Origin of the sequence: Bacillus mobilis (assembly GCF_001884045.1) — a bacterium.
In the GTDB taxonomy this organism is placed as follows: Bacteria; Bacillota; Bacilli; order Bacillales; family Bacillaceae_G; genus Bacillus_A; species Bacillus_A mobilis.
In genome coordinates this window covers 1-17,988 of the sequence record NZ_MACF01000085.1, presented here as the reverse complement: position 1 = coordinate 17,988, position 17,988 = coordinate 1, and the positions used below count along the sequence as shown (strand labels likewise).

The following is a 17,988-nucleotide window of genomic DNA, read 5'->3' as shown; positions in this document are numbered from 1 at the left end:
AAATCCAAAGTAAAAGAGTGGCTACGTAGCCACTCTTTTACTTTGTTTCAATGTATGAATTTTTACTTGTAACGAGATTGATGAATTGCTCTTTAGCTTTAGGAGAAATAATTTCTGTTTGATGTGATCCATAAATAATTTCAAGTCGATCAAATGATAAGGCATGAGCTGCTACTGGATTTTTCGTATTTGAAATTTGTTTTATATCTCGTATAAATATGCGCTTTTTAACGAAACCGGATTTAATCGTAATTGTTTCTTCTCCGACGATATATCTTGTCGAAAACCAACTCCAAATAAATAATATGGCTAATGGAATTGTAAAAAATAAAAGAAAATACTCTCTCCCTGCAAATAAGGGAGCAAAACACGCTCCAATGACAACGAAAAAAATCGGATATAACCATACATCTTTTTTTGATGGAAATTCCATTACACTTCCCCTCTCTTGATTTAAGTCAATGATTCTCCTCCTCTTCCCTTTTACAATGAAAACAACATTAGAATAGGAGGACGTATTATGACTGAACGAAAGTATGCCTTATTTGCTGGCTTTTCTCTTCTTGTTATGGCATTCATTGCATTTTTTTCTTACGGCTTTGTTCATGGAAATCTCGTTGTACAAGAAGATGCAAGCGCAACATTCCATAATATCCAAACTTCACATTCACTTTTCAAAGCGGAAATCTTCGGTTGGATTATCATTTTCATTACTGATATTATCGCCGCATGGGCTCTTTATTTCTTTCTAAAACCGATTCATACTAGCCTCTCATTACTAGCTACCTTGCTTCGTCTTATGTATACAGCGATACTTAGAATCGCCATATTCAATCTAATATTGGCATTGCTACTTTCAAAAAGTACGATTGCGAATCCAGAAACATATGTGATGTTGTCTCTCAGTGCATTCGAATACATTTGGTCTGTAGGGCTAATCATTTTCGGTTTACATCTTTTCGTTTTAGGTTATGTAGCTTTTCTATCTAAACATATACCGAAATGGATTAGTATACTACTATTCTTCGCGTCTATCGGTTATATCGTCATTCACGTCATGAATACGATGTTTTCACAATATGATACGGTGATTTCAATCATACAAACACTGTTCCAATTGCCAATGATTGCAGGTGAACTCGGATTTAGTATATGGCTATTGATTAAAGGTGGAAAAAACGCTACTGTTTGAGTCTTTTCTTAATTCTGCTTAATGATTCTGGCGTAATACCTAGATAACTTGCCAATTGATATTGAGGAACACGATTGATTAAATGAGGTCGTTTTTGTAATAATGATTTGTAGCGCTCTTCTGGTGTCGATGCAATAAATAAGGAAAGTTCTTCTTGTACCTCACCGAAGTTATATTCAATCATTTGCCGTGTCATTTCTTCTAATTGTGAATATTTCTTATACATGTCCTTTTCACTATGCAGGTCGCCAACTACAACTAGGCAATCTTCTAAACACGTTAACGTATGCGGGGATGATTTATCTTGTTTATGATGATTAAAATTTACGATTGCTTGTTCTTCTGTATAAAAATTTGATGTAACCTCTTTCCCTGTTTCATCTATACAATGTTGCCTAATGCATCCCTTTAATACAAAATAACATTTCGAAGGGACATCTCCTTGCCTTAGGAGCACTGTTCTTTTTTTATATTTTTCAATTTGTAATTCACTGAGGACCATGTGCTGCTCTTCTTCACTTAGTGTTGTAAGTTTCTGCATATACTGCTTTAATATTTCTTCCATTTTCCTCCCCCTTCTTCCTCTGTATTTCTATAAAACAAAAAGAGAAGTATCACAACTTCTCTTTTCTCCTCTAACATTATAATTCCTGTGTATACGCCGGCTCGTTTACTACATTTTTTGCTGTTCGTTTTTGTTGCTGTAGTAAGAAAACAGATACACCAAACAATACGAGCATGCTACCGATAATTTGCATTACATTTAGTCTTTCACCGAGTAAGAAGAACGCTAGTATAGATGCTCCAACGGGTTCTCCTAAAATACTCATTGAAATTGTTGTTGCATTTACGTAGTTTAATAACCAATTATTAATGACGTGTGACACTGTCGGAACAACCGCAAGTAAAAGAAAAACGGTCCAATCCCACTTCGTATAACCTGTAAAAGGCACTTGCAACACTATATTATAAATCCCCATAAAAATACCTGCGAATGCAAAAACTGTAAAGCTGTAAATCCAGTGTGATACTTTCTTTACTGTCGTTTGCCCGATAAATAAATAACCGACAACCGCTATTACACTTAAAAAGGATAATATATCTCCATAAATTGCTTGTTCACTTAGCCCTAAATCTCCCCAACCAATACACATTACGCCTAATATCGCAATTCCCATTGTTGCAATAGCTGAGTATGTTGTTCTTTCTTTAAATAAGAAAAAACCTCCAACTAAAGATACGATTGGTTGAAGCGCTAAAATAATCGTCGAACTAGCAACTGTCGTATGCTTTAAAGATTCAAACCATAATAGAAAATGAAGTGCTAAAAAGAAACCAGATCCAATTAAAAATCCCCAATCTTTTAGTTGAATCTTACTAAATTCTTCCCGCTTCTTCCAAACGATAGGCAGCATAATAAGTACGATAATCCATAATCGGTACATACTTAATATGGAAGATGGTGCTGAGGACATCTTTACAAAAACTGCTGCGAATGAAATGGCTATAATGGAAATGGCTAACGGTAGTGCGATTGATCTTTCTTGTTTCAAATTCCGTCTCCCCTCTCACCTGTCAAAAATCCCACTTCATTATATCCGTTTTCTTTCATAACTTAAATACTAATTTTTTAGATTCTTCGTACCATTATGGTAAAATAGAAACGAAAGCACCTATTAGTGAATATTTCTTGCTTTTTCACTACAAGCGTCGCTCTTACAATCATTACAGTAAATTTTTATTTAGGGGGATCTACATGAATCAAACAATCGGGAGAATTGAAGAAATTTCATTTTATAGTGCATCACTTCAAGAAGATGTTACACTTCTCGTTTACTTACCGGTAAATTACACACCACTGCACAAACATACAGTTGTAATTGCACAAGATGGTAGAGATTATTTTCAGCTTGGTAAAGCGCACCGTGTAATTGAGCGCCTTCGTGAAACTGAAGAAATTGACCGTACAATTATTGTCGGTATTCCATATAAAAATGTACACGATCGTAAAGAAAAATATTTCCCAAATGACGTGAAAAACGCTGCGTATATTCGTTTCCTTGCTCATGAGCTTGCACCATATATCGATGAAAATTATCCAACGTACCAAATGGGAAAAGGTCGTGTGTTAATTGGTGATTCTCTTGGCGGAACAGTTTCCTTCATGACTGCACTTATGTATCCGCATACATTCGGTAAAGTCGTTATGCAATCACCATTTGTGGATGAAACAGTGATGAACTTAGCAAAAGACTTCAAAAATCCGGAGGCGCTAGACCTTTATCACATCATTGGGACAGAAGAAACAGCTGTACAGCGCACCGATGGACAAGTATCTGATTTCGTAGGGCCGAACCGTGAGCTTAATACGCTTCTGACAGATAGGAATTTCAACACGCATTACGAGGAGTTTGAAGGTAACCATACGTGGAAATATTGGCAAACTGATTTACCGAAAGCTTTCTCTCATATTCTATCAATGAAATAACAGAGAGCAGTATTCAGAATAATTTGATATAATAGACAGAGAGATTTGTTTTTCTCAAAATCTAACTAGACTTACAAAGGGAGGAATTGGAACATGAAATTAGGCATTGTAATTTTTCCATCTAAAATGATTCAAGATAAAGCGAACGGATTGCGTAAACGTTATGATCCGCACTACGCATTAGTTCCGCCACACATTACATTGAAAACACCCTTTGAGACGCAAGATGAACACTTAGAATCGATTGTAAACGAGTTACATACAATCGCAAGTAAAACGAACCCTTTCACCCTTCACGTCGGAAAAGTTGGTTCATTCGCACCTGTTAATAATGTTCTTTATTTTAAAGTAGAAAAAACACCTGAACTTACTTTCTTAAATGAAGAAATGCATAGTGAATTCTTTACACAAGAACGCGAATATGCTTTCGTACCTCATTTAACAATCGGACAAGGCTTATCAGATGCAGAGCATGCTGATGTATTAGGTCGATTACGTATGAAAGATTTCTATTATGAACAACCAATTGATCGCTTCCATCTTCTATATCAATTAGAAAATGGAACATGGACTGTACACGAAACATTCCACCTTGGAAAGGGGCACAACTAATTTGCACGCACAGATCGTACAAACGGACGAACAACTAAGAGACGCATTCTCTGTACGTAAGCAAGTATTTGTGAATGAACAACAAGTTTCTGCTGCAGAAGAGTATGATGAGTTTGAAGAAGCTTCAACACACGTTGTTATATATGATAATGATGTTCCAGTTGGCGCTGGTCGTTTTCGCATACTGGATGGAATAGGAAAAATGGAACGCATTTGCGTACTGGCTTCCCATCGTAAAAAAGGCATTGGAAAAATTGTTATGGATGCACTTGAAGCGTATGCGAAGGAAAACTCGCTACCAAAATTAAAGCTGCACGCCCAAACACATGCTGAAGATTTCTATAAGAAACTTGGATATGTAACAAATTCTGATGTATTCATGGAAGCAAATATTCCTCACATCGTTATGATAAAAGAATTGTAATTTGAAAACAGGAGGTATCCCCTCCTGTTTTTTACATTGCTATTTTCTTTTTCTTCCGCTAAAGTTAAATGTTGATGCTATAGTTTTGAAGGTGAATATATGACACAAGAAAAATTTTCACAAAAATCATTAACGCACGCTGATATTCCGCGTGCAACATATCATATTCCGAAAACATCTACCCATTTAATTATGGAAGAAGATGCGGATGCAGCGTATTTCCGCGCGCTCGAGCAACAAAATGTATTTTTAAATGAAAAACAATTAGAAGCCGTGCGAACGACAGAAGGCCCTGTCCTTACATTAGCTGGTGCTGGAAGCGGGAAAACGTCTGTTTTAACAACTCGCGTAGGTTATTTAGTAAATGTAAAACAAGTTCATCCGCGCAATATTTTATTGCTTACATTTACACAAAAAGCAGCTGAAGAAATCCGAAATCGTGTAGCGAATTTACCAGGTATGAATCGTGCTGCAAGTAGCTACGTTGTTGCTGGTACATTCCACTCTGTCTTTTTAAAATTGCTTCGTAGTCAAGGATATAATCAGCAAATTTTAGCAAATGAAAAACATAAGCAAATTATGATAAAGAAAATTTTAAAAGAGTTACGCTTAAAAGACGATTATGATGCTGAAACGATGCTCGCTATGATTTCACTTGAGAAAAACAAATTGAATCGTCCGAAAGATGTAAAAGCAAAAACACCCGTTGAACAAGAATTTAAAGAAGTATACGAGCGTTTTGAAGAAGTGAAACAACGATATAATTATATTGATTTCGATGACATCTTATTAGAAACGTATTATATGTTAGAAAATAACGCTCCTTTACTTACCCAATTACAACAACGTTTCCACTATATTGAAGTAGATGAGTTCCAAGATACATCGTATGCACAATATGAAATTGTAAAATTGTTAGCCACGCCAAGAAATAATTTATTTATCGCAGGTGATGACGACCAGGCGATATACGGTTGGCGAGGAGCAAGTCACCAAATTATTTTATCTTTTCCAAAAGAATTTGATAACACTACGATTATCGCACTGAATACAAATTATCGATCCAATCCTTTTATCGTCGGACTTGGAAATGAAGTTATCAAACTAAATCAAGAACGTTTTGATAAAGAGCTATATTCTGTGCGCGAAGAAGGTGTACAACCTTTTTACGCAAGACCTGCTACGACTCTTGATGAAGCAAATCAAATTTTGCAGCTCATTCAAGAAAAAGTAGATAGCGGCGAACGTAACTTTAAAGATTTTTGTTTACTGTACCGCACACATTCTGTAAGCCGTTCTTTACTTGATCAGCTTACCATTCACAAAATCCCGTTTATTAAGCACGGGGCGAGTCAATCATTTTATGAACATTCTTTAATTAAGCCTGTATTAGATCATTTAAGACTCGTGATTGAACCGTTTCGATTAGAATCACTTTCCAATATATTACCAACGATGTATATTGGGCGTGATGATTGTATTTCATTTATTGAGCGTGAACAATGGAAATATGGTGAGGGCCGTTTCCCTTCTCTTCTTCATTTCTTATTATTAAATCCGAGCTTAAAACCTTTTCAAGTGAAAAAGGTAAATGAGCGTATCGATTTTATTAAATTTATAAAAGAATTAGAACCGAAAAAAGCATTAAAAGAAATTATTCATGGTAAAGGAAAGTATTTAGAGTACTTACAAAGTAATGATCGCTCTTCCTTTACGATGCATAAAGATATACAAGAAGAAATGTTAGAAGAATTAATGGAGTCTGCAACTCGTTTCACCGATATTCCAGCATACTTACAATTTATTGATGAAGCAATTCAAGGTCAAAAAGAAATGGAAGCATTAAAAACAATGCCGGAAAAAAATGCTGTTTCGCTTATGTCTATTCATAACGCAAAAGGTCTTGAATTTCCATGCGTCTTTTTACTTGGAGCGAGCGATGGTATTCTCCCCCATACTTCTTCTTTAAAAGATGCCAATGATCGTGTTACAGAGACTTCTGAAGCTTTAGAAGAAGAACGTCGATTACTTTATGTCGCAATTACACGTGCGAAAGAAGAACTTTACATTTCCTCTCCACAATTTTTCAGAGGAAAAAAATTAGATATCTCTCGTTTTTTATATACTGCGCGAAAAGATTTACCTGAAAAGACATCCACTAAATAAGGATGTCTTTTTTTCATATTGCATTATGTACATCCCTACTATATAAATTCCCTGTTTTCATCATAAGAATTAACGTAATATCAACCATATCCCATTCATATTGTAATAGTGTATGTCAGAACTCACGATAAGGAGTGAACATAATGAGCTGCAATTGTAACGAAGATAATCAACATGATTTTGATTTCAATTGTGTATCAAATGTCGTTCGTTTTATACATGAATTACAAGAATGTGCCACGACAACATGTGGATCTGGTTGCGAAGTTCCATTTTTAGGTGCACATAACAATGCATCAGTAGCAAATACACGTCCTTTTATTTTATACACAAAAGCTGGAACACCTTTTGAAGCCTTTGCACCATCTGCAAGCCTTACTAGCTGCCAATCTCCAATTTTCCGCGTAGAAAGTATAGATGATGATGACTGTGCTGTATTGCGTGTATTGACTGTAGTTTTAGGTGATGGTACCTCTGTACCACCTGGTGATGACCCAATTTGTACGTTTTTAGCTGTACCAAATGCAAGACTCGTATCAAGCTCCACTTGTCTTACTGTTGATTTAAGTTGCTTCTGCGCTATTCAATGCTTACGCGATGTTTCTATATAAAACTGAATACTAATTTAAGCATGGATTGGGTGGCAGAGTTTTCTGCCACCCAATCCATGCTTAAAAGGTATTATTATGTATTTTTCATAAAATTGGGAACTTGTCTAGAACATAGAACCTGTCCCTTTCATTAACTAAAAGTAGAAACAGATAAAGGAGTGAAAAACATGTTCTCTTCTGATTGCGAATTTCCTAACATTGATTGTGAGGCGAAACCAGCTAGTACACTACCTGCCTTCGGTTTTGCTTTCAACGCTTCCGGCCCTCAGTTCGCTTCATTATTCACACCATTACTATTACCTAGCGTAAGTCCAAACCCAAACATTACTGTTCCTGTAATAAACAATACAGTAAGTGTCGGAGATGGCATTCGAATTCAAGTAGCTGGTATTTATCAAATCAGTTATACATTAACAATTAGTCTTGATAACGTTCCTACAGCACCAGAAGCTGGTCGTTTCTTCTTATCATTAGGTACGCCGGCTAACATTATTCCTGGATCAGGTACAGCTGTTCGTTCTAACGTTATTGGTACTGGTGAAGTAGATGTATCCAGTGGTGTTATTCTTATTAACTTAAACCCTGGTGACTTAATTCAAATTGTACCAGTTGAACTGCTTGGAACTGTGGACATCCGTGCTGCAGCATTAACAGTTGCACAAATTAGCTAGTAAAAAGCGGTATTTCTCCTTTGAAATACCGCTTTTTATATATAATAAAAAACACTCACAGTAACATGAGTGTTTCATTCTTCATAGTGTTTTATTACATTCTTCTTTTTCCCACAATTACATCCCTTTTTCTTCACAAATCCTTGTTGCTGTAATTGTTCTTGATATGCCTGTTGTTGCGCTTGGTGTTGTTGCTGTATATGATACCATTGCTGCAGGTCATATGAATTTTGCCTTGGATTATTGCTCACAGCAAACATCTCCTCTACTGTCAATTCTGTCTATTTACTATATGAACAACTCTTTATTTCCGTTCCCTCATTCTTTTAAACTCCGCTTTCTCTCATATTATAAAAATATATTATTCTCCCATAAAATATCCTGTGATCGTTTCAATAATTGCTGCTGCACCTGCAATAGCTAATAATGCAAGTAACGGCTCTGCAACGATAGGGATCCAATTATATAAAACTAATAAAAAAGCACTAACCCATACACCTGTACACCAATAACAGCTTAATAATTCGCCAATCCACTTCCTTAATCCTTTACCTTTTACTTTTGTAAAAGTTGATACACTTCCATCCGGCTCTGTAATCTCTAATTCATCAATAAACGGTCGCCGCAAAAAGGCTGTAATTTTATCATAAACAATTAAACGAGTGAGCCTAAAAGCAGCTAACGCGAAAATAAAAAATAAAAGCCAACTTGTAAACAGCATGATTCCACCTTCCCTTATCTTCTTTCGCCTATTTAAAAAAAAAGGTCTTGAGATTGTGACCAAATCTCCTCGACTCCAATATCTTATTAATGTAAATACAAACAAGAAGATAAGGAGTGACATTAATGAGTTGTAACGAAAATAAACACCATAGCTCTTCTCATTGTGTAGTTGACGTTGTAAAATTCATCAATGAATTACAAGATTGTTCTACGACAACATGTGGATCTGGTTGTGAAATTCCATTTTTAGGCGCACACAACACGGCATCAGTAGCGAATACACGCCCTTTTATTTTATACACAAAAGCTGGAACACCATTTGAAGCATTTGCACCATCTGCAAGCCTTACTAGCTGCCAATCCCCAATTTTCCGTGTGGAAAGTGTAGACGATGATAGCTGTGCTGTACTACGTGTGTTAACTGTTGTATTAGGTGATGGATCTACTGTACCACCTGGCGACGACCCAATTTGTACGTTTTTAGCTGTACCAAATGCACGACTAGTATCAACATCTACTTGCATCACTGTTGATTTAAGCTGTTTCTGTGCGATCCAGTGCTTACGCGACGTTTCTATCTAATAAATAAAGTGAACTAAAAAACTATTGGGGTGGTAGAAGCTTTCTACCACCTTTACATATTTAAAAGCCGGCCATATCAATCGATTTGATGTCTTCTATAGCTAACCTAATATCTCTCATACTATTTGGTGGCATAATAGCTACAATTCCATTACGATACGAGATGATCGATCCAATATAAGAAACGGTAGCCGTTTTTATTCTGCACCTTACTTTTGGAATATAATGAGGGCGGTTTAATAAAAAATGAATTTTCTCTTCATTATTCATATCCTTAAATGATTTATTATACGGGACTGTTCTCACTGGCTCTTGCTGTTCTTGCTGCTCTTGTACTTGTTCCTCTTCTTCTATTTCTTCTATTTCTTCTACTTGTTGCTCTTGTTGTTCTATTACCTCTTCCACAGCACTACTTACAGCATTTTCATTTCTATTACTTTCTTCTCTTCGATCCTCATTTTCAAAGTTTGTTAAGATAATCCTTTTTATTTTCGGTGCAGCAAGTTCCAAACTGACTTGCGCAATATATAACAACGGTTTTCCAACTGTTGAACTTTTATTTTTATTCTTCACACTCGTCCCTCCCACTTCCATACGTAGCTGAATAAATCGTGTACTATTATAGTTATATTCATAACGTGGTAAGAACTTTCGTTAAAAATCGTTCTTTCTAAGAACAAATAAAAAGGACAATCTCAACATGTAGAGATTGTCCTTTAAAAATTACTATTATATTTATCCTAGGATATGATACCCTGAATCAACGTGAATGTTTTCTCCTGTTACGCCGCGTGCTAAATCACTGAATAAGAATACTGCTGTATCCCCAACTTCCTCTGGAGTTGTTGTACGACGAAGTGGTGCGCGCTCCTCAATTTCTCTTAAGATTGAGTTAAAGTCGCCTACACCTTTTGCAGATAACGTACGAATTGGTCCTGCAGAAATAGCGTTAACGCGAATGCCATGTTGGCCTAAATCGTTAGCTAAATATTTCACGCTTGCTTCTAATGAAGCTTTCGCAACACCCATAACGTTATAGTTTTTCACAACGCGCTCGCCGCCAAGGTATGTTAACGTTAAAATATTTCCGCCTTCTGTCATTACTTTCTTCGCTTCTCTTGCTACAGCTGTTAAAGAGAATGCGCTAATATTTTGTGCAAGTAAAAATCCATCGCGAGAAGTATCTACAAATTCACCTTTTAAATCATCACGATTTGCAAAAGCAATACAGTGTGCAACACCGTGAATTGTACCAACCTCTTGCTTGATTGTTTCAAAGCAAGCTGTAAGTTCTTCATCATTTGTTACATCACAAGGTAATACAAGTGATTCTTGTCCTTCTAATGTGTCCGCTAATTCACGAACGTTTCTCTCTAAACGTTCTCCTGCAAATGTGAATATTAATTTTGCACCTGCATTATGCAAAGAGCGAGCAATTCCCCACGCAATACTTCTTTGGTTCGCAACGCCCATAACAACAAATGTTTTCCCTTGTAATAGTTCCATGATATATCCTCCCAGAATTGCTTATACTTGTTATTAGTACCTGATACTATAATTATAGTACCATAAAACCTCTTAAAGGCAAACAAAAAAGTCATTAACTTAAATTTTGTTAATGACTTTTTGTTTCTATAAAAAAACGCTCTAATCCTTCTTCCCAAGAGGGCATTTGTGAAAAACCATTTAATCGTAGCATGTTATGTTGGAAAATAGAATATTTCGGTCTCGCTGCCGCTGATCCAAATTCTTCGGTTGAAACAGGTAATACATTCACTTTCATATTTGCATCCAAAAATATTTTTTTTGCAAATTCAAACCAAGAACATGAACCTCTATTTGACACATGATACGTACCGTATAAAGAAGTACGAATGAGCTTATTAATCATTACATTTAAATCCGCCACATAAGTAGGAGAACCGATTTGATCTGCTACAACAGATACTTCTTCTCTTTCTTTACCTAATCGCATCATCGTTTTCACAAAATTATTTCCATACTTACCATATAACCACGATGTACGAACGATAAAGTATTTATTATGTAGCTCTTTAACGAACTGCTCTCCCGCATACTTAGAAGCTCCGTATATATTTATCGGCGCCGGATTATGAAATTCATCGTATCCCTCCGGTCTGTCGCCCTGAAATACATAATCAGTGCTAATATAAACTAACTTCGCCCCTACTAATTGGGAAGCAACCGCTACATTTCGAGCTCCTATTGCATTTATTACATAAGCAATATCTTGTTCTTTCTCTGCATGATCAACCTTCGTATACGCTGCACAATGAATAATGATATGTGGCTTTATTTCTTGTACCACTTGCTGCATTCGGGATATATTTGTTATATCTAATAACTTTTTATCAAATGGATATATGTCATATTCTTCAGGATTTAACTCTTCTTGTAGTTGCTTTCCCAATTGACCGTTTGCTCCTGTTATGATAATCCGTTCTTTCATTTATATGCCCCTTACTTTTCTTTTAGTGGTTTCCACCATTCTATATGATGTTCATACCATTCCACCGTTTCTTTCAACCCCTGTTCAAACGTATACTGCGGTTCCCACCCGAGCTCATTCTTCATCTTTTGTGCATCAATCGCATAACGACGATCATGTCCTAAACGGTCTGTAACATACGCAATGTCTTTTTTCGTTTTTCCTAAGAGAGTCATGATTTGTTCCACAACATCTATATTTGTTTTTTCATTATTTCCACCTATGTTATATACTTCCCCTATACGTCCCTTATGCAGAACGACGTCAATCGCACTACAATGATCCGTTACATGTAACCAATCTCTTACATTTAATCCATCGCCATATAACGGTAATTTTTTATCTTCCAACGCATTCGTAACCATTAACGGAATTAACTTTTCAGGATATTGATACGGTCCATAGTTATTGGAGCAACGCGTTACTATAACTGGTAATTGATATGTTTTATAATAAGATAAAGCTATCATGTCGGCGCTCGCCTTACTTGAAGAATATGGACTATTTGGAGCTAACGAGGTTTCCTCGGTAAATCGCCCTGTTTTCCCTAAAGAGCCGTACACCTCATCTGTTGATACTTGCACGAGTTTAATATGTGGATATTTTTTTACTAATTCTAATAAGGTGACTGTCCCAATTACATTTGTATCATAAAAAGGAATCGGATTTTCAATGCTACGGTCCACATGTGATTCAGCGGCGAAATTGACAATTACTTGTACGTCACGCTCCTTAATAACATGCTCCAGCAGCTCTCCGTTTTGAATTTCCCCTTTTACAAAAGAGTAATTCGGATGATTTTGAAGAGACTTCACGTTATTTAAATTCCCGCTATATGTTAATGCATCGAAATTAATAATTTTATATGTTTCATAGCTTTGTAACATGTAATGAACAAAATTACTTCCAATAAATCCGGCCCCACCTGTTACTAATATATTCATATAACAACTCTCCTACTCAAAAGCTATCTTCACATTCCTGGAGTAACGGTAATATTCGATCTTTATCAGACAAAATAGGACTTGTTACCGGCCATGGAATTGCTAATTCTTTATCTTCCCAAAGTAACCCTGAGTCATGCTCAGCGCTATAATACTCATCTACTTTATACATAACAATCGTATGCGGGACAAGTGTACAAAAGCCGTGTGCAAATCCTTTTGGCACTAATAATTGCCGGTGATTATCGGCGCTTAAAATATATCCTCTCCACTGTTTAAAAGTTGGTGAATCTTTTCGCAAATCAACGATAACGTCATAGATTGCTCCTTGCATAACTTGAATAAGTTTCGTTTGTGCTTTCGGATTTTTTTGAAAGTGTAATCCCCGAATCGTTCCCGCTTCTGCCGAATAAGAAACATTATCCTGTACAAATGAATACGTAACTCCTAATGTTTCTAGTACCTTCTTATTATAACTTTCTGTAAAAAAGCCACGCTCATCTCCAAATAACCTCGGTTCTAACAATTTTGCGTCGATAAAGTTTGTTTCTACAACTTTCATATTCTCACCTATTCTCCGTTAAACTGTTTACCAAAGTTTATATCCCGTGCTAACGTATTCGCCCTTTGAAGAGAAACATGAGTTCCCGCATCAGTCCACCAACCGCCCATTTCATTATAAGTAAGTACCTCTCGTTTTAAATACCAATTATTGATATCTGTAATTTCAAGTTCTCCCCTTGCGGAAGGTTTTAATTCTTTTATATAAGAAAAGACTTTCGAATCGTACAAATAAATTCCTGTAACTGCATAGGAACTTTTCGGCTCTTTCGGTTTTTCTTCAATTTCAACTATTTTTCTGTCTTGAATGTGCGCTACGCCAAATCTCTCCGGATCATCTACAGATTGCAGCAGTACTTTCGCACCTTCTTTTTGATTTGCAAACTCTTCAACGTACGGACGAATGTCATCTGAAAAAATATTATCTCCTAATATAACTACCATACGATCTTTCCCGACAAAATCTTCACAAAGTCCTAATGCTTGTGCAATTCCCCCAGCCTTATCTTGCACACGATACGTAAAAGACACGCCAAACTCTTGACCGCTTCCTAAGAAACTAACAACATCTCCCATATGCTCTTTCCCTGTGATAATCATAATATCTGTAATATCGCATTGTTTCAGCTTATATACCGCATGATAAATCATTGGATAACGTCCAACAGGAAGCAAATGTTTATTCGTTACTTTCGTTATTGGATATAATCTCGATCCAGTTCCACCTGCTAAAATAATTCCTTTCATCCTACATCTCTCCCTTATGATGGAGATAGTATATCTTTGTACTGTTCTACAAACACTTTCCGATATTTCTCATATGTATCCGCATCAAACTCATCCCCGTTGTAGTGAATACACCATAAATTTGCTTGATTAGGGATACCAATTAAATAACCCGCCTTTTGAAATTCTAAAGACTGCGACACATCATAAAAGTGGAATCCTTGAAACAAGTCTTCTCGCCACGGAATATCATATTGTGTGGCCATTAATAATCCATCAATTGCCTGAACTGACATAAATGATTGATTCCCATAAAACAGCTGATCTAAATTTAACAATTGATAATTTTGTCTTCTGTACTCAATCACTTTCCCCACTAAATTTTTCCCTTCCCACCATATCCCGTTGCTCGGTAAAAACTGAGCACCAGCTACGCCAATTAAACCAAGTTTTTCGTTATCTTTAAAAAGAGAAATGAGTGTATAAAACATCTCTCGATTAATAAGGTAAGTATCTTGATGTATATAAACCTTATACTTAGCGGGATATGAAAGTGCCCGGTTATATGCACTTGCCATACTTTTCGCATCTCGTATCGGAAAAATTTGTACGACATAACCAGGGGGAACAAAAAGATTTCTTATTTGTTTCTCGCATTGTTCAAATAAATCTTCATTATTTATACAAACAACGACTAATATTGTATGATCCTTCATCTTGTAGCCCCTCTATTCGTCTTGATTTACATCTGACATATAGTGCTCCACAAATATCTTTCTATACTTTTCATAGTTGGTCATATTCACATCAAAATGATAATGAATACACCACGCATCACGCTGTACAGGAACCCCAACTGTATAGCCAGCTTTTCTAAATTCAAATGATTGAGATACATCATAAAAGTCAAACCCATCAAACAAGTCTTCTCGCCACGGAATATCGTATTGCGTTGCCATTAATAAACCGTCAATACATTCAACTGGCATAAATGTTTTTGACTCATGGTACGGCTTTTCTTGACTTGCCATATAAAATAAATCATTCATATAACCAATTACTTTCCCAACAATTCCCCTGCCTATATTCCACGTTCCATTTGGAGGAACATATTGTGCTCCAACCATACCAATCATTCCAAGATGTTCATGTTCCTGAAACAATTGAAGTAATCCGTATAAAAAACCTACATTTACAATAAAAACATCTTGATGTATATATATTTTATATTTCGCTGGATGCGAAATTGCTTTATTATATCCACTCGTCATACTTTCTGCGTTTCGAATCGGCATAAATTGTATCGTGTATCCTGGAGGAACTGCCAATTGTAATATATGTCGCGCACATTGTGCATACAGTTTCCGATCATTTATACACGTAACAAATAATATCGTTTTCTCTGCCGCACTCATAATTGCGATTTTTCTGCTTCAATAATATATTGAAATACAACCGTCTCAGCCATGAAGCCACTTCCCAGACGATATTTTTTACAAATTCCATATAGTTCTTCAATAAGCGGTTCATATATTTTATGATCAACATATACACGATCTACTTTACTAATCGAATAACCTGCTTTTAAAAACATTCGTAGCATTTCATTAAAAGTAAAGAAACGAATATGTGTTTTATCTAATAAACCATATTCTGTATACGTCCAATTTCCAGCGAGTAAGGGAGCTAATACTGAGATGTGAGAAACGTTCGGTATACTAGCCAAAATTACACCATTTTGCTTTATATATGGTTTTACTTTTTCTATTACAGCCCACGGATCAAATAAATGCTCTAATACATCTCCAAATATAACGCAATCAAATTGCTCTTCCTCATACGGCATATCCATTGTTTCTATATCACCTAAAACAACATGATCTAGTTTTTCTTTCGCTTGTTCCGCCGCCTCTGGGAATGCCTCAATTCCTGATACACGTGTACCGTTTTCTTTTATGACCGCTCCCAATGCACCACTCGAACAACCAATATCAAGAACTTCTTTCCATTCCTTTTTTATATGCTTTAATAAATTCGGATTCACTGCATTATAATAATGCCCAGACTTTTCTTCATATAAAGAATTTTTTGGGGAATTCATTTCACACACTCCTTCTGCAAATTGAATTTGATATATAAACCTCATATGAAATCTATACATGTACCGATACTTTACTATATAACCAATCTATTATAGTTAGAATCGTGATAAGCCATTTCTAAAAAAAGCAACCTATAACGATTTATATTGTTTATCAAAAACACTCCGAAAATATTTGCGGTTATATTCAATTGCAGCATTATTCGGAACATAAGAAGCTGCTAATTCATTGTAATAATAAGCTTTATCTTGCTCTCCTAACTTGCTATAACAAATACACATTTGTAAATAAGGGATCCATGTGTAGCTAGCTGGACTGTGAAAAGGACTCTCTGTTGCCATTGGCACTTCTGTTGCAAGTTTAAACCAAAAAATTGCTTCATTGTATTTTTCTTGTTCCATATATACATATCCTATTCTTGTACAATTCTCTCCTCTAGGGACATCATACCGAAATGACTTTACACAAGATTCAACGGCCTTCTCCCACATTCCAAGCTTTGCATAGCAATCTCCTAATTTACCACAAGCATAAATTTTCTCTTCATACCAACCTTCGTCTTGATTAAGAAAGGTTTCATATAGTAGAACTGCATCATCATATTTTTGATTATCCATAGATTCATTCGCGTAATAAAACAAATCTCTCGGACTCAATTCTTCTCCAGCTGCTACAGTATCTTGAAAAATTTTCAAATTACGGTTCGTTACTTTCTTTTCTTTTTTATGTGTAATCGCAACATCACTATTAAAAGTCTCACCAAAAACTGCTAAATACTCATGCACCTTTCCAAACCATTGAAATTGTTTTTCACGCTTTACAAGTCGATATCTTTTTGTACAATATAAAGGTTTTCCGTTAGAATCCATTACAAGATGATAAGGCATCGAAACCGCATCCACATTAGAATCTAATTCTCTTTTTAATACGTTCAATGCCTCTTGAGCATCTTCTAATAACACATCATCAGCATCTAGCCATAATATATATTCTTGCGTTGCTTTCGAAAAAGAAAAATTTCTAGCTGCCGCAAAATCATTAATCCATGAAAAGTCATATATGTTAGAGGTATATTGAGCTACAATTTCTTTCGTTCGATCAATAGAACCTGTATCAACTACAATAATTTCATCAACAATTTTTTCTACTGCGTCTAAACATCGACCTATTGTATTTTCCTCATCTCGAACAATCATACATAAACTAATTGTAATTCCTTGCTTGTTCAACATAATCACCCTCTTCCAAATCAATCATATGTTATACATACAATAAACTTTCCATTTTTTTAACTTTCACAAGTAGTTTAAGATTTCTTTTCAATAATTCAAATGTCCGTGTCATTTTCTTCCGGTTTTGCATCTACTATATAATGAACGCTTTATGGAGGTGAATTTATGTCAAATAATAATTATTCAGATGGATTAAATCCCGATGAATCTTTATCAGCTAGTGCATTTGACCCTAATCTTGTAGGACCAACATTACCACCAATACCGCCGTTTACTCTTCCTACCGGGCCTACTGGACCGACTGGACCGACTGGGCCTACTGGACCAACTGTACCAACTGGAGCTACTGGATCAACTGGGTCTACTGGACCGACTGGACCGACTGGGCCTACTGGACCGACTGGGCCTACTGGACCGACTGGGCCTACTGGACCGACTGGGCCTA

The 17,988-nt window shown here is 36.0% G+C and carries 24 protein-coding genes; 9 read left to right on the top strand and 15 right to left on the bottom strand.

The genetic code is table 11. The annotated features are described in order from the left end of the window. Positions 1-37 precede the first annotated feature (37 nt). A complete protein-coding gene (locus BAQ44_RS14995) occupies positions 38-433 on the bottom strand; it encodes a PH domain-containing protein (RefSeq protein WP_071722151.1) in 396 nt (131 codons plus the stop codon). An 87-nt stretch (positions 434-520) separates the two neighbouring features. Between BAQ44_RS14995 and BAQ44_RS14990 the strand changes: the two genes are divergently transcribed. Beyond that, the gene (locus BAQ44_RS14990) at positions 521-1,192 is read left to right on the top strand and encodes a DUF4386 domain-containing protein (RefSeq protein ID WP_071722149.1); all 672 of its coding nucleotides are present in this window, start codon (positions 521-523) and stop codon (positions 1,190-1,192) included. On the opposite strand, the gene BAQ44_RS14985 is transcribed toward BAQ44_RS14990, so the two are convergent. Beyond that, complete coding sequence (locus tag BAQ44_RS14985; protein ID WP_071722147.1) at positions 1,182-1,757, bottom strand: Crp/Fnr family transcriptional regulator; 576 nt, start codon at positions 1,755-1,757, stop codon at positions 1,182-1,184. The genes BAQ44_RS14990 and BAQ44_RS14985 overlap by 11 nt on opposite strands. A gap of 76 nt (positions 1,758-1,833) precedes the next feature. Continuing rightward, a complete protein-coding gene (locus BAQ44_RS14980) occupies positions 1,834-2,745 on the bottom strand; it encodes a DMT family transporter (RefSeq protein WP_063260262.1) in 912 nt (303 codons plus the stop codon). 203 nt (positions 2,746-2,948) lie between these two features. Here BAQ44_RS14980 and BAQ44_RS14975 point away from each other — a divergent pair, with 203 nt between their 5' ends. The 6 genes from BAQ44_RS14975 (at position 2,949) to exsF (ending at position 8,164) form a co-directional block, all read left to right on the top strand. Beyond that, positions 2,949-3,680, top strand: coding sequence for an alpha/beta hydrolase (locus BAQ44_RS14975; RefSeq protein ID WP_071722145.1), 732 nt, complete (start codon positions 2,949-2,951; stop codon positions 3,678-3,680). A gap of 93 nt (positions 3,681-3,773) precedes the next feature. After that, on the top strand, positions 3,774-4,292 hold the full coding sequence (locus tag BAQ44_RS14970) for a YjcG family protein (RefSeq protein ID WP_061678759.1): 519 nt from the start codon (positions 3,774-3,776) through the stop codon (positions 4,290-4,292). Position 4,293: 1 nt separating this feature from the next. Further along, positions 4,294-4,716 (top strand): GNAT family N-acetyltransferase, encoded by a 423-nt coding sequence (locus BAQ44_RS14965; RefSeq protein ID WP_063260261.1) that lies wholly within the window; start codon positions 4,294-4,296, stop codon positions 4,714-4,716. A gap of 99 nt (positions 4,717-4,815) precedes the next feature. After that, complete coding sequence (locus tag BAQ44_RS14960; RefSeq protein WP_000191180.1) at positions 4,816-6,882, top strand: ATP-dependent helicase; 2,067 nt, start codon at positions 4,816-4,818, stop codon at positions 6,880-6,882. Between the two features lie 143 nt (positions 6,883-7,025). Then, a complete protein-coding gene (cotY, locus tag BAQ44_RS14955; protein WP_061678757.1) occupies positions 7,026-7,493 on the top strand; it encodes a spore coat protein CotY in 468 nt (155 codons plus the stop codon). A gap of 167 nt (positions 7,494-7,660) precedes the next feature. Next, positions 7,661-8,164: an exosporium protein ExsF gene (exsF, locus tag BAQ44_RS14950; RefSeq protein ID WP_061678756.1), complete on the top strand. Its 504-nt coding sequence runs from the start codon at positions 7,661-7,663 to the stop codon at positions 8,162-8,164. 74 nt (positions 8,165-8,238) lie between these two features. Here the strand turns inward: exsF and BAQ44_RS14945 are convergent, their stop codons facing one another. Together BAQ44_RS14945 and BAQ44_RS14940 are read right to left on the bottom strand one after the other, a co-directional pair. Continuing rightward, positions 8,239-8,424 (bottom strand): hypothetical protein, encoded by a 186-nt coding sequence (locus tag BAQ44_RS14945; protein WP_061678755.1) that lies wholly within the window; start codon positions 8,422-8,424, stop codon positions 8,239-8,241. Between the two features lie 101 nt (positions 8,425-8,525). Next, the gene (locus BAQ44_RS14940) at positions 8,526-8,885 is read right to left on the bottom strand and encodes a DUF1360 domain-containing protein (RefSeq protein ID WP_000899662.1); all 360 of its coding nucleotides are present in this window, start codon (positions 8,883-8,885) and stop codon (positions 8,526-8,528) included. Positions 8,886-9,010: 125 nt separating this feature from the next. On the opposite strand from BAQ44_RS14940, the gene exsY reads away from it, so the two are divergent. Beyond that, entirely contained in the window at positions 9,011-9,469 is a 459-nt protein-coding gene (gene exsY / locus BAQ44_RS14935; protein WP_061678754.1) for an exosporium assembly protein ExsY, read from the top strand. 60 nt (positions 9,470-9,529) lie between these two features. Here the strand turns inward: exsY and BAQ44_RS14930 are convergent, their stop codons facing one another. The 10 genes from BAQ44_RS14930 to BAQ44_RS14885 all read right to left on the bottom strand — a co-directional run bounded on the left by BAQ44_RS14930 (position 9,530) and on the right by BAQ44_RS14885 (position 17,543). Beyond that, complete coding sequence (locus BAQ44_RS14930) at positions 9,530-10,063, bottom strand: spore coat CotO family protein (RefSeq protein ID WP_080467511.1); 534 nt, start codon at positions 10,061-10,063, stop codon at positions 9,530-9,532. Between the two features lie 141 nt (positions 10,064-10,204). Beyond that, positions 10,205-10,975, bottom strand: coding sequence for an enoyl-ACP reductase FabI (gene fabI, locus BAQ44_RS14925; protein WP_002158869.1), 771 nt, complete (start codon positions 10,973-10,975; stop codon positions 10,205-10,207). Between the two features lie 109 nt (positions 10,976-11,084). Continuing rightward, entirely contained in the window at positions 11,085-11,939 is an 855-nt protein-coding gene (gene rfbD, locus BAQ44_RS14920; RefSeq protein ID WP_063260258.1) for a dTDP-4-dehydrorhamnose reductase, read from the bottom strand. Between the two features lie 11 nt (positions 11,940-11,950). Then, a complete protein-coding gene (rfbB, locus tag BAQ44_RS14915) occupies positions 11,951-12,922 on the bottom strand; it encodes a dTDP-glucose 4,6-dehydratase (protein WP_063260257.1) in 972 nt (323 codons plus the stop codon). Between the two features lie 16 nt (positions 12,923-12,938). Beyond that, a complete protein-coding gene (rfbC, locus tag BAQ44_RS14910) occupies positions 12,939-13,484 on the bottom strand; it encodes a dTDP-4-dehydrorhamnose 3,5-epimerase (RefSeq protein WP_061678750.1) in 546 nt (181 codons plus the stop codon). 8 nt (positions 13,485-13,492) lie between these two features. Then, positions 13,493-14,230, bottom strand: coding sequence for a sugar phosphate nucleotidyltransferase (locus BAQ44_RS14905; RefSeq protein ID WP_061678749.1), 738 nt, complete (start codon positions 14,228-14,230; stop codon positions 13,493-13,495). Positions 14,231-14,244: 14 nt separating this feature from the next. Further along, the gene (locus tag BAQ44_RS14900) at positions 14,245-14,925 is read right to left on the bottom strand and encodes a glycosyltransferase family protein (protein ID WP_063260256.1); all 681 of its coding nucleotides are present in this window, start codon (positions 14,923-14,925) and stop codon (positions 14,245-14,247) included. Positions 14,926-14,937: 12 nt separating this feature from the next. Beyond that, a complete protein-coding gene (locus BAQ44_RS14895) occupies positions 14,938-15,624 on the bottom strand; it encodes a glycosyltransferase family protein (protein ID WP_063260255.1) in 687 nt (228 codons plus the stop codon). Beyond that, positions 15,621-16,310: a class I SAM-dependent methyltransferase gene (locus tag BAQ44_RS14890; RefSeq protein WP_071722143.1), complete on the bottom strand. Its 690-nt coding sequence runs from the start codon at positions 16,308-16,310 to the stop codon at positions 15,621-15,623. Before BAQ44_RS14890 ends, BAQ44_RS14895 begins: the two co-directional genes overlap by 4 nt. Before the next feature lie 132 nt (positions 16,311-16,442). Next, positions 16,443-17,543 carry a glycosyltransferase gene (locus BAQ44_RS14885; RefSeq protein WP_071722141.1) on the bottom strand — a complete coding sequence of 367 codons (1,101 nt, stop codon included), beginning with the start codon at positions 17,541-17,543 and terminating at the stop codon, positions 16,443-16,445. Between the two features lie 165 nt (positions 17,544-17,708). On the opposite strand from BAQ44_RS14885, the gene BAQ44_RS14880 reads away from it, so the two are divergent. Next, positions 17,709-17,988 (top strand): exosporium leader peptide-containing protein (locus BAQ44_RS14880; protein WP_116758369.1); only part of this gene is annotated, 280 nt, incomplete at its 3' end.

Excerpts from the sequence above, each read along its gene's own strand:
- BAQ44_RS14995 (WP_071722151.1), bottom strand. The coding sequence starts at position 433 with ATGGAATTTCCATCAAAAAAAGATGTATGGTTATATCCGATTTTTTTC.
- BAQ44_RS14990 (WP_071722149.1), top strand. The coding sequence starts at position 521 with ATGACTGAACGAAAGTATGCCTTATTTGCTGGCTTTTCTCTTCTTGTT.
- BAQ44_RS14985 (WP_071722147.1), bottom strand. The coding sequence starts at position 1,757 with ATGGAAGAAATATTAAAGCAGTATATGCAGAAACTTACAACACTAAGT.
- BAQ44_RS14975 (WP_071722145.1), top strand. The coding sequence starts at position 2,949 with ATGAATCAAACAATCGGGAGAATTGAAGAAATTTCATTTTATAGTGCA.
- BAQ44_RS14970 (WP_061678759.1), top strand. The coding sequence starts at position 3,774 with ATGAAATTAGGCATTGTAATTTTTCCATCTAAAATGATTCAAGATAAA.
- BAQ44_RS14960 (WP_000191180.1), top strand. The coding sequence starts at position 4,816 with ATGACACAAGAAAAATTTTCACAAAAATCATTAACGCACGCTGATATT.
- cotY (WP_061678757.1), top strand. The coding sequence starts at position 7,026 with ATGAGCTGCAATTGTAACGAAGATAATCAACATGATTTTGATTTCAAT.
- exsF (WP_061678756.1), top strand. The coding sequence starts at position 7,661 with ATGTTCTCTTCTGATTGCGAATTTCCTAACATTGATTGTGAGGCGAAA.
- BAQ44_RS14945 (WP_061678755.1), bottom strand. The coding sequence starts at position 8,424 with ATGTTTGCTGTGAGCAATAATCCAAGGCAAAATTCATATGACCTGCAG.
- BAQ44_RS14940 (WP_000899662.1), bottom strand. The coding sequence starts at position 8,885 with ATGCTGTTTACAAGTTGGCTTTTATTTTTTATTTTCGCGTTAGCTGCT.
- exsY (WP_061678754.1), top strand. The coding sequence starts at position 9,011 with ATGAGTTGTAACGAAAATAAACACCATAGCTCTTCTCATTGTGTAGTT.
- BAQ44_RS14930 (WP_080467511.1), bottom strand. The coding sequence starts at position 10,063 with ATGGAAGTGGGAGGGACGAGTGTGAAGAATAAAAATAAAAGTTCAACA.
- fabI (WP_002158869.1), bottom strand. The coding sequence starts at position 10,975 with ATGGAACTATTACAAGGGAAAACATTTGTTGTTATGGGCGTTGCGAAC.
- rfbD (WP_063260258.1), bottom strand. The coding sequence starts at position 11,939 with ATGAAAGAACGGATTATCATAACAGGAGCAAACGGTCAATTGGGAAAG.
- rfbB (WP_063260257.1), bottom strand. The coding sequence starts at position 12,922 with ATGAATATATTAGTAACAGGTGGGGCCGGATTTATTGGAAGTAATTTT.
- rfbC (WP_061678750.1), bottom strand. The coding sequence starts at position 13,484 with ATGAAAGTTGTAGAAACAAACTTTATCGACGCAAAATTGTTAGAACCG.
- BAQ44_RS14905 (WP_061678749.1), bottom strand. The coding sequence starts at position 14,230 with ATGAAAGGAATTATTTTAGCAGGTGGAACTGGATCGAGATTATATCCA.
- BAQ44_RS14900 (WP_063260256.1), bottom strand. The coding sequence starts at position 14,925 with ATGAAGGATCATACAATATTAGTCGTTGTTTGTATAAATAATGAAGAT.
- BAQ44_RS14895 (WP_063260255.1), bottom strand. The coding sequence starts at position 15,624 with ATGAGTGCGGCAGAGAAAACGATATTATTTGTTACGTGTATAAATGAT.
- BAQ44_RS14890 (WP_071722143.1), bottom strand. The coding sequence starts at position 16,310 with ATGAATTCCCCAAAAAATTCTTTATATGAAGAAAAGTCTGGGCATTAT.
- BAQ44_RS14885 (WP_071722141.1), bottom strand. The coding sequence starts at position 17,543 with ATGTTGAACAAGCAAGGAATTACAATTAGTTTATGTATGATTGTTCGA.